Origin of the sequence: Paraburkholderia sp. EG286B (genome assembly GCF_040965655.1) — a bacterium.
Classification (GTDB): Bacteria; Pseudomonadota; Gammaproteobacteria; order Burkholderiales; family Burkholderiaceae; genus Paraburkholderia.
In genome coordinates, this window is sequence record NZ_JBFRCF010000003.1 from 259,245 (window position 1) to 272,791 (window position 13,547).

The window sequence follows — 13,547 nt, forward strand, 5'->3', positions numbered from 1 at the left end:
TCTCTTTTATTTCTGGCGGCTTGATCTTCGAATGACCGCCAATGTCGCTTTCGACTTCACAACCGAACCTTACATGCGTGTCCCGTTCGCACGCGGCTCAACCGACGCCGCGTCAAACTCCGCATCTCGATGTGCCTTCGCATCAAAACCTCAACGACAAGCTGAAGCGCGCGCTTCAAGGCCATCGCGGCACGGCAGTGCAGGAAATGGCGCGGCGCAGCACGCCGAAATTCTTTTCCCGACCTGATCAATTCTGAGTTTCATTCCAGCAATAAAGGCGTGAACCGAAACTTACTGGGCGCGATGGTTCTATTCATCGACAAGTTTCTAGAGCCATACATGCATACGCGCTTTTAAATGGAAACGATCAATTTCTTTGCTGTGCATTATTACCGCTCCTTGCGCATTCTTACGTCCAGATCGAAGCCCGCCGTTCGGCCGCTTCAAGAAAATGGATGATGTGAGCCGCAGCGCGATGGCGATTCGTCGAGGCGCTCCCGCAGATTCCGAGAGGCATTCGCGTGTTGATCCACCTGTTCTGCTGCTCAAAGGAGCCGACTGATGAATAAACCCTTATTGGCCTTTCTACTCGCGGCGACGGTGGCCGTTGCCGGTTGCGGAGGATCGGACTCCTCCAGTTCCAACCCGGCGTCGGCCGCGGCCACGCCGTCCGCGCCCAAACTGCTCTCGAACATTACCGTGCCCAATACGACGAGCCCGGCGTTCAGTTTCGATATCGGCTATGTGGAAGCGGGCCGGTACTATCTGGCCGATCGCAACAACAAGTCCGTCGATGTCGTCGATACCAAAACGAAAGCGCTGCTCGCGCAGATTCCGGGCAACTTCACCGGTGCGGGCGCGAGCACCGATGCGTCCGGACCTGACGGCATCGTGGGCGTGACGGGAATGAATACGCTGTACGTAGGGGACGTCGATAGCGTGAAGATCGTCGACACGTCCGCGATGCAAACGGTCAAGACGATCCCCATCAGCACGTCGGGCTCGCGCGTCGATGAAGGCTGCTACGATCCCGACGACCATCTCGTCATGTTTGCGAGCCCCGGCGACACGCCGCCCTACGTGACCTTCATTTCGACCACGACGCAAACTGTCGTGAACAAACTGGTATTCAACGGCTCTTCAGGCCTGGAAGCCTGCGTGTACGATCCGGCCTCGAAGAACTTTCTCATCAACAACGACGGCACCACCGCCAACCCCGACGGCGAACTCGACGTGATCACCGCCAGTTCGGTCACGTCGGGCGCGCCTGCGGTGAGCAAGGCGTTTGCGCTCGGCAAATGCGGCCCCGCCGGCATTGCGCTCGGTCCCAACAGCGACGTGCTGATTGGTTGCGATCCTTCTGCGGGCGATCCGCTCATTACGCTGATCCTCGATCGCAATACGGGTACGCAACTCGCATCCGTGCCGTTCGGCGGCGTGGACCAGGTGGCTTATGATCCCGCGTCGAATCGCTACTTCCTGCCTGCGCGCCACTACGTCACGAGCGGCACCGCGGCGTCTTCGGGCTTTACCCCGACCATGGGTGTGATCGACGGCGCGACGCGCAAGCTCATTTACACCGTGGCGGTGGGGACAGGCGCGCACTCGGTTGGCATCGACAGCAGCCTCGGCGAGGTCTTCGTGCCGTACCAGCCCGGGTCGGCGGCATTCCCGAATGGCGGGATATCGGTGTTCTCGACACAATAGAGGCAAAGTTTCAGGCCCTGCCTGGCGCTCAGCCAGCGGACGTGAGGAACGTCCGCTGGCATTTCTGCTTCTTCGCCTTATTCGGCCTATCGCTGACTTACGGTTATGATGTTTCGCACCGTGCGGGCTCCGCGAGCCCGCACACATTCCAACATCATTCAACCAGCGCATGGGTATTCGGGAACTCCGAAACGTTTTCCGGATGATTCACCGGGCGAGCGGCTCGAATACTACGTGATCGACGGCCCCACGCCCAAAGCCGTGCTGGAGCGCTTCACGCAAGGCGCGCGGGCTGAAGATCTGCGTGTGGATCAATCCGTATATCGCGCAACCCTCGCCACTGTTCGCCGAAGGCATGGCGAAAGGCTACCTCCTGCGCAAGCCCAACGGCGACGTGTGGCAGTGGGACCGCTGGCAGCCCGGCCAGGGCATCGTCGACTTCACGAATCCCGCCGCGGCACAGTGGTATGCGGGACATCTGAGGCGTTTGCTGGAAATGGGCGTGGACTGCTTCAAGACGGATTTCGGCGAGCGCATTCCCACCGACGTGGTCTACCACGACGGCTCCGATCCGCAGAAGATGCACAACTACTACAGCTACCTCTACAACAAGGTGGTGTTCGACGTGCTGCGCGACGTGCGCGGCGAGGGCGAAGCGGTGGTGTTCGCGCGCTCCGGCACCGTGGGCAGCCAGCAGTTGCCCGTGCATTGGGGCGGCGACTGCAGCGCGACCTACGAATCGATGGCCGAGACGTTGCGCGGCGGCCTCTCGCTAGGCCTGAGCGGCTTCGGTTTCTGGAGCCACGACATCGGCGGATTCGAGCACACCGCGCCCGCCGACGTCTACAAGCGCTGGTGCGCGTTCGGGCTGCTGTCGAGCCACAGCCGCCTGCACGGCAGCAAGTCGTATCGCGTTCCATGGCTGTTCGACGACGAAGCCGTGGAGGTGGTGCGCCATTTCACCGAATGGAAGTCGCGCCTCATGCCGTACCTGTTCGACGCCGCGCAGCAGGCGGTCGATCACGGCACGCCGATGCTGCGCGCCATGCTGCTGGAGTTTCCCGCCGACCCAGCCTGCGAGCATCTGGACCGCCAGTATCTGCTCGGTGAATCGCTGCTTGTGGCGCCGGTCTTCAACGCCGCGGGCGACGTGGACTTCTGGTTGCCGGCGGGCCGCTGGACGCATCTGTTCACGGGCCGGCAGGTCGAGGGCGGCAGGTGGGTGCGCGAGCGGCACGGGTTTCTAAGCCTGCCGATTTACGTGCGGCCGAATACGCTGCTCGCGATCGGCGCCGAGGACCAGCGTCCCGACTACGACTACGCATCGCGCAGCGAACTGCATCTGTTCGAACTGGCCGATGGTGCGAGCGCGGCCGTGACGCTGCGCGACCAGCGCGGCGCGCGCGTGACACAGGTGAGCGTGACCCGGCGCGGCGATACGCTGAATGTGCGCTACGACGGCGTGAAGGGACCGCTACCGCTGACGCTGCGGCAATGGCCCGAACTGCGCGATGCCGGTGGGCTGAAGTCGCAAGCCGGGGAGTTGGGCGTGCAGGTGCAGTTACCGGCGGGTGACGGAGAGGTCGTGTTGCGCATTCAGGCTTAACAAGGCGCTACGCGAGGCGTTGCGGACGCCAGAAATACAACTGGCCCGCCATCGCAAGACACTGCGATGGCGGGCCAGAAGGCAACGACTACAAAGCGCGGCAATTCAGCCGGGCAGCTTACTGCGCTGCCTGACCGGCTTGCGACGAACCGTTGTTCACGCCGCCCACTGCGCTGTTTTGCGCAGCGACGCGAGCTTCGGCAGCCTGAACGTTCGCCGGATATTCATTGGGGTTCGAACGTGCCGGATTGAAGCCGGCCTTTTCGACCTGGACCATGTCTGCACGGACTTGTGCGCGGGTCACGGGCTGGTTCGACTGGGCGAACACGGCAACGGGAGCGGCGAGGGCGGCAGCGATAACAACGGCTTGGACGAGCGATTTCATGACTAACCTCCAGATTTACTTTCTTCTTGAACTGCCTACAGGGTTGTAAGCAGCGGTGAAGTCAGTGTAGCAGGTCAGGGACTAGGGTAAATACCTAATAGCCGAATTCACTGTTTCCGCCAGGAGAACAATCCGGGCACGACCGTGGCGCCAGCCCACCATTTCCCGAACGAGACGGGAGCGAGCGGGGTCAGACCATGCCGGGCACGACGCCGACCGTATCGACGAACTCGGTCTTGCCCATGCCGCGCGACTTGGCCCGGTACATGGCGCTGTCCACGGCGCGCATCAGGGTTCGCGCATCGAGCGAGCGGCTGCCGCTGCCTTCCGTGAGCAGGCACACGCCGATGCTGCACGACACGGTCACCGGATAGCCGCCCACGGTGCGCATGTTGGCGAGAATCGCGTGGATGCTGTTGGCGACGGTCAGTGCGTCGTTCTTGTCGTAGACGTGCCGCGCCAGCACCACGAACTCGTCGCCGCCCAGTCTCGCGAGCGTATCGCCGCGCCGCATGCGCCGCACCAGTGCCGCGGCGAAGCTGCGCAGCAGTTCGTCGCCCACCGCGTGCCCGAAGGAGTCGTTCACTTCCTTGAAGCCGTCGAGATCGACGAGCAGCATCGCCGTGCGATCGACCTCGGCGGTGCGCGTAAAGAGCGTGCGCCCGATGGCCTGCTCGAGACGCACACGGTTGTAGAGCCCGGTGAGCGGATCGGTCGAAGCCTGGCGTTCCAGCCGGTGGACGAGCACCGCCAGATAGATGGACGTCGCCACGATGCTGAGCGCAATGCCAAGCGCGGCCGTGATATTGGCGCCCCACCACGGTTGCCAATGCATCAGGCCCATGATGCCGACGAGCGCCACGACACAGGAAAGGCCCAGCATGCGCTGGCCATAGCGGCAGCCCGCGCCGACCAGAAACCAGAAGGCCACCCACAGGAGCGGCAGCGCGGCCGTTCCGCCCACGGCCAGCGCGCCGGTGACGATGGCCTGATCGGCGATCGTGGCGAGCGTGAGGCGCACGAGAGAGCGCGCTGGCGCGACGGTGACTGCCACATACGATATGACGCCGAACGCCACATAAGCGGTGACCGCCAGAAGCGTTGCGTAGACGTGGGTCGAGCGATAGATCGAGCAGGCAACGAGGTAGGCGAGAAGAACGACGGAACCGAGCGTGATGCGCAGTACGGCCTGCTCCTTCTCTGGGTCCTTCGGAAATGCACGAAACAACGCTTTCCCGGGCCAGGAATGTGTTTCCGTCTCGCCCATGGCAGCCCCCCGCTGTAATTCTGTATTTTGTCGCCCGGTAGTGTACCCCACACATACTGCGTGTCGAGGCGCTAAAAAAACGAAATTTCAACGCGCATGGCGCCGATACGCAATGCAATGCGACTTCGCGCCGAATGACCGATACTGTGACGCGCATCGCGTGCAATCCATCGGTTCCGAATTCGCTCGGTCAATCCATCAAAGGAGGCGTCATGGGTAGGGAAGGTCTGGAAAAGCAGGGTATGTCGTGTGAGCGGCTCGCGCGGATCGAACGTTTTCTCGATGAGAACTACGTCGCATCCGGCACGCTCGCTGGCGCCGTCACGCAGGTGTGGCGGCGCGGCGAACTCGCGCTGAATTCGGTGCTGGGTCTCGCGGATCGCGAACGGCGCACGCCGATGGCCGAGGACTCGATCTTCCGCATCTACTCGATGACCAAACCCATTACCTCGGTGGCGATCATGATGCTGGTCGAGGAGTGCAAGATCGCGCTCGACGACCCCGTCAGCAAGTACATCCCGTCGTGGGAAAAACTTGGCGTGTACGCGGGCGGTTTCATGGAGAGCTTCCAGACGCGCGCGAGCGCGCGCCCGATGCGCGTGGTCGACCTGTTGCGGCATACCTCGGGGCTGACCTACGGGTTTCAGCAGAACACCAATGTCGATGCGGCTTATCGCAAGCTGAAGGTGGGCGAGCTTGCGACCGCGGGCACGCTCGACGAAATGATCGAGAAGCTGGCCACGCTGCCGCTGGAATTTTCGCCGGGCGAGGCCTGGAACTATTCGGTTTCCACGGACGTGCTCGGCTATCTCGTCGGCAAGGTCAGCGGCATGGCCTTCGAGGACTTTCTGAAAACGCGGATCTTCGAGCCGCTCGGCATGGTCGATACGGCCTTTTACGTGCCACAGGAGAAGGTGTCGCGTTTCTGCGCCTGCTATGCCATCGGCACGCTCGGTTCGAAGGTCGTCTCCGAAAAAGGTCCGGAGCTGCAGGACGATCCTCACACGAGCCCGTATCGCGAGCCGCCCTCGTTCGTTTCGGGCGGCGGCGGCCTCGTTTCCACGGCGGCCGACTACATGCGCTTCGCGCGCATGCTGCTGCGGGGCGGCGAGCTGGACGGCGTGCGGCTGCTGGGGCCGAAGACCATCGCGCTGATGACCGCCAACCATCTGCCGGGCGGCGTCGACCTGCCGCGCCTCTCGCGCTCGATGTTCACCGAAGCGGCTTACGAAGGCGTGGGCTTCGGGCTCGGCTTCGCCACGACGATTGCGCCCGCATCCACGCTGATTCCGGGCAGCGCGGGCGACTTCTTCTGGGGCGGCGCGGCCAGTACCTTCTTCTGGGCCGATCCTCGCGAGGACATGATCGTGCTGTTTCTCACCCAGCTTCTGCCTTCGACTGCGTATCCGATTCGCCGGCAGTTGCGCACGCTCGTTTACAGCGCGATCACGGAGTGCGAACGCTGAGCAGCGCGTTTAGCGTGCGCGAGTGGCAATGAAAATATAAGCGGCCTGTTACCTGGATTTTGGCGGTTGTTGTGGGGGCTGGGGCGGCCCCCGAGCCGGGCAGCCGCCATTATCCTGCTCTCGAGGGCCGAGACTCAGTGACGCTTGCCCAGCTTCTCCAGCAATGCCTTGGCGGCCGGCCCCGACGACGCGGGATTCTGCCCGGTGAGCAGTAGCCCGTCTTCGAGCACATACGGCTGCCAGTCGGGGCCCTTCGAATAGTTGCCGCCCTTCGCCTTGAGTTCGTCTTCAACGAGGAACGGCACCACCTTGGTCAGGCCAACCGCTTCTTCTTCGCTATTCGTAAAGCCCGTGACCGACTTGCCGTTGACGAGTGGCTTGCCGTCGGGACTCTTCACGTGGCGCAGCACGCCGGGTGCGTGGCAGACGAGATCGACCGGCTTGCCGGCTGCGATCGTGCGCTCGATCAGGCCGATAGAGTCCGGGTCTTCTGCGAGATCCCACATCGGGCCGTGGCCGCCGGGGTAGAAGACGGCGTCGAATGCGTCGTGGGCGACATCCTTGAGCTTTGCCGTGTTGCCCAGATCCGCCAACGCAGCCGGGTCGGCTTCGAAGCGACGCGTCAGGTCGGTCTGAAAGTCCGGCTCGTTGCTCTTGGGGTCGAGCGGAGGTTTGCCACCCTTGGGCGACGCGAGCACGATCTGCACGCCGGCGTCCTTGAACACGTAGTACGGCGCGGCGAGTTCCTCGAGCCAGAACCCGGTCTTGCGTCCCGTATTGCCCAGTTCGTCGTGCGAAGTCAAAACCATAAGAATCTTCATGACGTTCTCCTTGAATACGTACGTTTTCACAACGAATTGCGCTCGGCCCGCTCTCGAGCGGGCCGAGCGCGCTTACTTGATGAGTCCCTTCTGTCGTCGATAGACGTCGGTAGGCAGGCCACCCCATCCCCAGTTTTCCGTTGGCACTTCTTCGATGACGACGAAGGTCGCCTCCAGCGGTTTGTTCAGCACGTCGAGCAGGAGCTGGCTCACGCCCTTGATGAGCTGGGCCTTTTCTTCCGCCGTGACGGAATCCGTGCCGGGCCGCGTGCCCTCGCGTGTAACCTGAATTGTGACGATCGGCATTTCGCTTTCCTCGATGGTGATCGTTGCGGGGAGCGCCGGCGAGCGGCGCTCCCTCGTCGGCCCGGTGGGGCCCCGTGGAGCGCAGTGCGCCTTTAGTGGCCGGCGACCTGGCCGCCGTCGACGTGGAGGATTTCGCCCGTCACGAAGGGCGCCGAGTCGAGATAGAGGATCGCGTTGACGATGTCGCTCATCTCGCCCATATGCCCCATCGGATGCAGCGCGCCGAGTGCGGCGTGGGTTTCGGGCGCGTGCATCGGCGACTTGATGATGCCGGGCGATACCGCGTTGGCGCGAATGCCGCGCTTCGCGTACTCGATCGCCAGCGAGCGCGTGGCGGCGGCGAGACCGCCCTTGCTCAGCGAGGCCAGCACCGACGGCACGCCGTCGATCGCGTGATCGACGAGCGTCGTCGTGATCGTGACGACGTGGCCGCTCTCGTGCTTTTCCATCTCCGCGATTGCGAGCTGCGTGATATGGAAGAAGCCGTCGAGGTTGGTGCCCTTGATCGCTGCGTAGTCTTCCGCGGTGTAGTGCGTGAACGGCTTCGCGATGAAAATGCCCGCGTTGTTGATCAACGTATCGACACGGCCAAAGCGCGAGACAGCCGTTTCGATGACGCGGCGCGCCGTGGCCGGATCGGCGATATCGCCCGCCACTGCGACGAGATCGCTATCGTCAGTCTGTTTGATGTTGCGCGAGGTGGCGACCACCTTGTGGCCGAGCGCGCGGAATGCCTTGGCCGCTTCGGCGCCGATGCCTTGCGATGCGCCGGTGATCACGATGACTTTGGGGGCTTGACTCATATGAACCTCGAAGTAAGTTGGACTCTGTTTTTGATCGGGCTTGCTGCTCCGATGACGACCAATTTACGCATCCATGCCCCCGGTTTGAATACAGGACGCGGACAAACAGTTGTGAGTCGCAGGAACAAATGACTGCAGGTTGGGCGTGACGGCGCGCAGCGAATGAACTTCATGCGAATGACGCCTGTTTCGCTTTGGATAACTGACTAAAATGGTCCGGCCTGACCGCGTGAGCGCTCACACGCGGATCACTGCGAGCCTCAGGAGGCCTGCGTGCGCGGATCGTGGTCGAACTCGAGCCTGATCCCGCCCGGCTCGTACACCATGGTGTGGCGCTTCGGCCCCGGGCCGAGGTTCTCCGGCGCAAACTCGATTTTCACACCGGGCCAGGCGGTCACGCGCGAGAAGATATCGTTGAGCGCTACCTCGCTGCCTACGCGCAAGGCAAGATGATGCAGGCCCACATGGGTCTTGCGGTCGAACTCGACGAGGCGGTTCGGATCGGTCACCTGCCAGAGCGTCAACATGACGTGACCGTCCGAGACGAACGCAGCCGGATAACTGGGCCTTTCGCCAACCTGTTTCCAGCCCAGGCAATTCACGAAGAAGTCACGCGTGAGATTCAGGTCGCGCACAGTCAGTCCGACATGATCGATGCCCAGCGTAAGCGGTTTGTCAGTCATGCTTCGATTCTCCTGAATAAAGAGTGCATCGATCCGGCGTTGCGCACTTCACGGATCCAATCCCTGCCGAAACAATATAGCTGTGAAGATCGGCGTCGATTATCGCTTGCCGGTCACATCACTTTTTACACGGTGTATCGCGTCGCGCGCAGAAGGCGGTTGGGCGCTGCATCGAGGCGCCGGCCCGTCCCATGCGGCCGCGGAAACTTCCTTGCACACATCTGCAATGTCAGATATAGTCCGCGTCAGATATCGAGGAGGGCAATCGATGAGCGATCCCGTCAATGAAGATTTCGAGCGCACGCAGAAGCTGGTGTTCGTGCTCGGTCAGGCGCACCACCTGATGGCCACCGAACTCAGGGCAGGGCTCAAGGACGCCGGGCTGAACCTCCAGGAGCGCGGCATTCTGCTGACGCTGGCCGGCGGGAGCGCGAAAACGCCGGCGGCGCTGGCAAAGCTGCTTGGCGTCCACCCGGCCCGGATGACCCGCGTGCTGGACAAGCTCGAAACCAGCGGGCTCGTGGAGCGTGAGCGCAACGGCACGGATCGTCGCCTCGTGGACGTTTCGTTGACGCGGGAGGGCCGCTCGGTCGCGGCCCGCAACGCAGACGTTGCCCCCGGTGCCTGGAGCGAGCGGCTCTCGCACTTCTCGAAGTCCGACTTCGACGCCTTGAGCACGCTGCTTTCCAGACTGCTCCATGGCTAGGGCGGCGTTTTTTTTGCCCAATTATCAGACATGTCAGATAACTGCCCGTGCTTGACGGGACATTCGCATCCAGACGAGAGAACCTAACATGAATCCATCGACCAACCCAGGCGGGCCGGCCCAGCTGACCGGCGCGAAGTTCGCGCTCGGCACCTTCGCCGTGGCGCTCGCCACCTTTATGAACGTGCTGGATTCGTCGATTGCAAACGTCGCGATTCCCACGCTCTCCGGCAACCTCGGCGTGTCGATCGACGAAGGCACGTGGGTCATTACGCTGTTTGCCGCGGCCAACGCGGTGTCCATCCCGTTGACCGGGTGGCTGACGCAGCGCGTGGGCCAGGTCAAGCTGTTCGTCTGGGCGATCCTGCTGTTCGTGCTCTCGTCGGCAGCGTGCGGTATGGCCCCGAACCTGTTGACACTGCTCGTCGCCCGTATCGTTCAGGGCGCGGTGGCGGGGCCGCTGGTGCCGTTGTCGCAAGCCTTGCTGCTCGCTTCGTTTCCAAAGGAAAAGAGTTCGAACGCGCTGGCGCTGTGGGCGATGACCGCAACCGTTGGACCGATCGCGGGCCCGGCGCTCGGCGGCTGGATCACCGACAGCTACAGCTGGTCGTGGATCTTCTATATCAACGTGCCGGTCGGCCTCTTTGCCGCCGGCGTGGTCTGGGCAATCTATCGCGACCGCGAGACGCCGGCACGCAAACTGCCCATCGACAAGGTCGGGCTGATCTCGCTTATCGCGTGGGTCGCGCCGCTGCAGATCATGCTCGACAAGGGCAAGGATCTCGACTGGTTCAGCTCGCCGGTCATCTGGGTGCTCACGATCGTCGCCGCGGTCAGCTTCGTGTTCTTCCTGATCTGGGAATTGACTGAGGAAAAACCGATCGTCAACCTGCGGCTATTCGCCAAACGCAACTTCCTCGGCGGCACGATTGCGATTTCGGTCGCGTATGCGATCTTCTTTGCAAACCTCGTGATCCTGCCGCAGTGGATTCAGGGCTTTCTCGGCTACCGCGCGGTGGATGCGGGGCTCGTTACCGCGCCGCTGGGGATTTTCGCGGTGATCCTGGCCCCCGTGATGGGCAAGGTCATGCCGCGCTCCGATTTGCGGGTGCTAGCCACCCTGGCGTTCGTGGGCTTCGCCGCCGTGTTCTTCATGCGCGCGAACTACACGACCGGTGTGGATGCGTGGACGCTGATTCTGCCGACGCTGCTGCAAGGCATTCCCACGGCGCTGTTCTTCACGCCGCTCACTGGCATCATCCTCTCGGGTCTGCGGCCCGACGAGATTCCGGCGGCCGCGGGCCTGTCCAACTTCGCGCGCATTTTCGCCGGCGCCGTGGGCACGTCGCTCATGAGCAACGCCTGGAACGACCGCACGATCCTCCATCACGCCCGGCTCGCCGAGCAGACGAGCGTGGAGAATCCGGCTTTCACCGGCGCCATTGCGCACCTGCAGGCGACGCTGGGTGGCGGCATTCCCAAGGCCACGGCCTTTTACGAAAGCTCGCTCAACGCGCAGGCCACCATGCTGGGGTTGAACGACATCTTCTGGATCTCGGCGGTGATCTTCGTCGTCATCATCCCGCTGATCTGGGTGACGAGGCCGGTCAAGGGCGGTGGCGCGGGCGCGGCAGCCGCTGGCGGACACTGAATACTGCGGTTGAACCCGGTTCAGACGGCAATGCACTAGCGTGTTTATCTTGACAGTATCTGATAATGCAGATATTGTGCTGTTCAACACGGAGGATGTCGCGATGGACCACTATACGACAAAAAATTTCATGCTTACGGAAAGTGTCGGTTTCAGGATCGTCAAGGCGCGCAATGTGATCGTCGCGGAAATGGACGCGGCGCTCAAGGACCTCGGGATCACGGGCCAGCAAATGGGCATTCTGGTTTCCCTGATGCAGGATGTGGCGACCACGCCGTTCGAACTGTCGAAGTTGCTCGGCATCGATACGGGCCTCATGACGCGGATGCTGGACAAGCTGGAAACGAAGGGTCTGCTGGAGCGTTCCCGCGACGCAGACGACCGTCGTGTGGTCAATCTGCACCTCACGGCAAAGGGACTCAAAACGGCGGAGCAGATTCCGGAAGTCGCGCCGCAAGTGTTGAACGCACGCCTGCGCAAATTCACCAAGGCGGAGTTCGCCGAACTGAACCGCCTGCTTCGCAAGTTCGCAGACGACTAAACGGTGCGGCCGTGGTGCCGCGCTTTTTTTCGACCATTAATCTGATATGTCAGAAAATGAAATCTCAGACTTCTAGAGCAAGCATCGGTGCCCGTACGCTGAAGCTGGGCGTATCGGCGATCGCAATGGCCACGCTGGCGGCTTGCGCCAACTACGCGGGCATCCATAGCGACAAGCAGATGGCCCAGCCGCAACAGTTCGAGACGGCGCAGAGCCTGCCGCAGGAACAGGGGCACTGGCCGTCCGCCGATTGGGTCGACCAGTTCGGCGACGCGCAGCTGAAGGCGCTGATTGCCGAAGCGCTGCAGGGCAGCCCGAGCGTCGAGCAGGCCAAGGCGCGCGTGGCCCAGGCGCAGGCCTATAGCGAAACCGCGAAGGCGGGCACGCTGCCGCGCGTGGACGCCAGCTACACGCTCACGCGCCAGCAGTTCAGCAGCACGGCGCTGATTCCGCCGCCGTATGCCGGTTCGTGGCAGACCGAAAACAAGGGGCTGCTCACCGCATCCTACGATCTCGACCTGTGGGGCAAGAACCGCGAGGCGCTGCGCGCAGCCGTTTCGGAGACGGCCGCGAGCGAGGCCGACGAGGAAGTGGTCAAGCTCACGCTGGATACCTCGATCGCACGCACCTACAACCAGCTGGCGCGGCTCTATGCGCTGCGCGACATCGCGCAGGAAGAAGTCACGCGCCGCGAGCAGATCGACCGCATCACGGCGGGCCGCATTGCCACGGGCCTCGACACGCAGGTGGAACGCAAGACCGCGCAGGCGAACCTGGCGACGAGCCGCTCGCGGGTGAGCGCGCTCGACGGCAGCATTCTCACGACGCGCTACCAGCTGGCCGCGCTGCTGGGCAAGGGCCCCGACCGCGGACTCGCGATCACGCGGCCGACGCTCGGCGTGGGCGACGAGGTGCGTTTGCCGGACAACCTGCCCGCCGACCTCGTGAGCCGGCGCCCGGATATCGTAGCGGCGCGCTGGCGCGTGGACGCGATCACGCACGAAGTCAAGGAGGCGAAGGCCGAGTTCTATCCAGACATCAACCTGAGCGCCGCGATCGGTCTGGACGCGTTCGGCTTCGGCCGCTTCCTGACCGCCGCGAGCCGCACGGCGTCGGTCGGCCCCGCGGTTCACCTGCCGATCTTCGACGGCGGCGAACTGCGTGCGCAGTTGAAGGGCCGCTACGCGGAGTTCGACTACGCCGTGGCCGCTTACGATCAGACGCTGATTGGCGCGCTCAGCGGCGTGGCCACGCAGCTCGCGCAGATCCATTCGAGCGATGCGCAGCTCGTCGATGCCCAAACCGCGCAGCAGGCGGCACGCGACGCCGACCAGCTCGCGATCACGCAATACAAGGGCGGCCTGACTAATCAGCTCACGGTGCTCAACGCCGACGTCACGGCACTGAACGCCGACGAAGCCATCGCCAACCTGAAGATGGACCGCCGCGACGAGCAGATCGCGCTGGCCTCGGATCTGGGTGGCGGCTATGTCGACACTTCGGCCGATGCCGGTCACGGCGCCGACGTTGCCGCGCAATCCAATCCTCAAACCCATTCCGTTATTGCTGCCGCGCGTTGAACGGCACGTTTGCAAACCCGTCAGG

The 13,547-nt window shown here is 63.0% G+C and carries 14 protein-coding genes; 8 read left to right on the forward strand and 6 right to left on the reverse strand.

Translation table 11 applies throughout. From position 1 onward, the window contains the following. Nucleotides 1–77 precede the first annotated feature (77 nt). The 3 genes from AB4Y42_RS07345 (at nucleotide 78) to yicI (ending at nucleotide 3,313) form a co-directional block, all read left to right on the forward strand. Entirely contained in the window at nucleotides 78–257 is a 180-nt protein-coding gene (locus AB4Y42_RS07345) for a hypothetical protein (protein ID WP_368693778.1), read from the forward strand. 304 nt (nucleotides 258–561) lie between these two features. Further along, on the forward strand, nucleotides 562–1,707 hold the full coding sequence (locus AB4Y42_RS07350) for a hypothetical protein (RefSeq protein ID WP_368691071.1): 1,146 nt from the start codon (nucleotides 562–564) through the stop codon (nucleotides 1,705–1,707). A 304-nt stretch (nucleotides 1,708–2,011) separates the two neighbouring features. Then, entirely contained in the window at nucleotides 2,012–3,313 is a 1,302-nt protein-coding gene (yicI, locus tag AB4Y42_RS07355) for an alpha-xylosidase (RefSeq protein ID WP_368693779.1), read from the forward strand. Between the two features lie 118 nt (nucleotides 3,314–3,431). Here the strand turns inward: yicI and AB4Y42_RS07360 are convergent, their stop codons facing one another. Both AB4Y42_RS07360 and AB4Y42_RS07365 read right to left on the reverse strand, forming a co-directional pair. Next, nucleotides 3,432–3,698 (reverse strand): DUF4148 domain-containing protein, encoded by a 267-nt coding sequence (locus AB4Y42_RS07360; protein ID WP_069265932.1) that lies wholly within the window; start codon nucleotides 3,696–3,698, stop codon nucleotides 3,432–3,434. A gap of 190 nt (nucleotides 3,699–3,888) precedes the next feature. Beyond that, complete coding sequence (locus tag AB4Y42_RS07365) at nucleotides 3,889–4,926, reverse strand: diguanylate cyclase (RefSeq protein ID WP_368691070.1); 1,038 nt, start codon at nucleotides 4,924–4,926, stop codon at nucleotides 3,889–3,891. Nucleotides 4,927–5,177: 251 nt separating this feature from the next. Between AB4Y42_RS07365 and AB4Y42_RS07370 the strand changes: the two genes are divergently transcribed. Beyond that, the gene (locus AB4Y42_RS07370) at nucleotides 5,178–6,431 is read left to right on the forward strand and encodes a serine hydrolase domain-containing protein (RefSeq protein ID WP_368693780.1); all 1,254 of its coding nucleotides are present in this window, start codon (nucleotides 5,178–5,180) and stop codon (nucleotides 6,429–6,431) included. A gap of 134 nt (nucleotides 6,432–6,565) precedes the next feature. Here AB4Y42_RS07370 and AB4Y42_RS07375 read toward each other — a convergent pair whose 3' ends face one another. From AB4Y42_RS07375 to AB4Y42_RS07390, 4 genes are all read right to left on the reverse strand, one after another. Continuing rightward, nucleotides 6,566–7,252: a type 1 glutamine amidotransferase domain-containing protein gene (locus AB4Y42_RS07375; RefSeq protein WP_368693781.1), complete on the reverse strand. Its 687-nt coding sequence runs from the start codon at nucleotides 7,250–7,252 to the stop codon at nucleotides 6,566–6,568. 72 nt (nucleotides 7,253–7,324) lie between these two features. Continuing rightward, nucleotides 7,325–7,558, reverse strand: coding sequence for a 4-oxalocrotonate tautomerase family protein (locus AB4Y42_RS07380; protein WP_018442101.1), 234 nt, complete (start codon nucleotides 7,556–7,558; stop codon nucleotides 7,325–7,327). A 92-nt stretch (nucleotides 7,559–7,650) separates the two neighbouring features. Then, complete coding sequence (locus AB4Y42_RS07385; protein WP_368693782.1) at nucleotides 7,651–8,361, reverse strand: SDR family NAD(P)-dependent oxidoreductase; 711 nt, start codon at nucleotides 8,359–8,361, stop codon at nucleotides 7,651–7,653. 260 nt (nucleotides 8,362–8,621) lie between these two features. Beyond that, on the reverse strand, nucleotides 8,622–9,044 hold the full coding sequence (locus AB4Y42_RS07390) for a VOC family protein (RefSeq protein WP_368691066.1): 423 nt from the start codon (nucleotides 9,042–9,044) through the stop codon (nucleotides 8,622–8,624). A gap of 268 nt (nucleotides 9,045–9,312) precedes the next feature. Between AB4Y42_RS07390 and AB4Y42_RS07395 the strand changes: the two genes are divergently transcribed. The 4 genes from AB4Y42_RS07395 (at nucleotide 9,313) to AB4Y42_RS07410 (ending at nucleotide 13,522) form a co-directional block, all read left to right on the forward strand. Further along, on the forward strand, nucleotides 9,313–9,750 hold the full coding sequence (locus tag AB4Y42_RS07395; protein WP_368693783.1) for a MarR family winged helix-turn-helix transcriptional regulator: 438 nt from the start codon (nucleotides 9,313–9,315) through the stop codon (nucleotides 9,748–9,750). Between the two features lie 88 nt (nucleotides 9,751–9,838). After that, nucleotides 9,839–11,401 (forward strand): DHA2 family efflux MFS transporter permease subunit, encoded by a 1,563-nt coding sequence (locus tag AB4Y42_RS07400; protein ID WP_368693784.1) that lies wholly within the window; start codon nucleotides 9,839–9,841, stop codon nucleotides 11,399–11,401. 103 nt (nucleotides 11,402–11,504) lie between these two features. Beyond that, nucleotides 11,505–11,942 (forward strand): MarR family winged helix-turn-helix transcriptional regulator, encoded by a 438-nt coding sequence (locus AB4Y42_RS07405; protein ID WP_368693785.1) that lies wholly within the window; start codon nucleotides 11,505–11,507, stop codon nucleotides 11,940–11,942. Nucleotides 11,943–11,998: 56 nt separating this feature from the next. Beyond that, the gene (locus AB4Y42_RS07410) at nucleotides 11,999–13,522 is read left to right on the forward strand and encodes an efflux transporter outer membrane subunit (RefSeq protein ID WP_368693786.1); all 1,524 of its coding nucleotides are present in this window, start codon (nucleotides 11,999–12,001) and stop codon (nucleotides 13,520–13,522) included. Nucleotides 13,523–13,547: the final 25 nt, after the last annotated feature.

What these genes read in the sequence shown, in the direction of transcription:
- AB4Y42_RS07390 (WP_368691066.1), bottom strand. Translation starts at nt 9,044, where the DNA reads ATGACTGACAAACCGCTTACGCTGGGCATCGATCATGTCGGACTGACT.
- AB4Y42_RS07370 (WP_368693780.1), top strand. Translation starts at nt 5,178, where the DNA reads ATGGGTAGGGAAGGTCTGGAAAAGCAGGGTATGTCGTGTGAGCGGCTC.
- AB4Y42_RS07380 (WP_018442101.1), bottom strand. Translation starts at nt 7,558, where the DNA reads ATGCCGATCGTCACAATTCAGGTTACACGCGAGGGCACGCGGCCCGGC.
- AB4Y42_RS07395 (WP_368693783.1), top strand. Translation starts at nt 9,313, where the DNA reads ATGAGCGATCCCGTCAATGAAGATTTCGAGCGCACGCAGAAGCTGGTG.
- AB4Y42_RS07405 (WP_368693785.1), top strand. Translation starts at nt 11,505, where the DNA reads ATGGACCACTATACGACAAAAAATTTCATGCTTACGGAAAGTGTCGGT.
- AB4Y42_RS07350 (WP_368691071.1), top strand. Translation starts at nt 562, where the DNA reads ATGAATAAACCCTTATTGGCCTTTCTACTCGCGGCGACGGTGGCCGTT.
- AB4Y42_RS07375 (WP_368693781.1), bottom strand. Translation starts at nt 7,252, where the DNA reads ATGAAGATTCTTATGGTTTTGACTTCGCACGACGAACTGGGCAATACG.
- AB4Y42_RS07385 (WP_368693782.1), bottom strand. Translation starts at nt 8,361, where the DNA reads ATGAGTCAAGCCCCCAAAGTCATCGTGATCACCGGCGCATCGCAAGGC.
- AB4Y42_RS07360 (WP_069265932.1), bottom strand. Translation starts at nt 3,698, where the DNA reads ATGAAATCGCTCGTCCAAGCCGTTGTTATCGCTGCCGCCCTCGCCGCT.
- AB4Y42_RS07410 (WP_368693786.1), top strand. Translation starts at nt 11,999, where the DNA reads ATGAAATCTCAGACTTCTAGAGCAAGCATCGGTGCCCGTACGCTGAAG.
- AB4Y42_RS07400 (WP_368693784.1), top strand. Translation starts at nt 9,839, where the DNA reads ATGAATCCATCGACCAACCCAGGCGGGCCGGCCCAGCTGACCGGCGCG.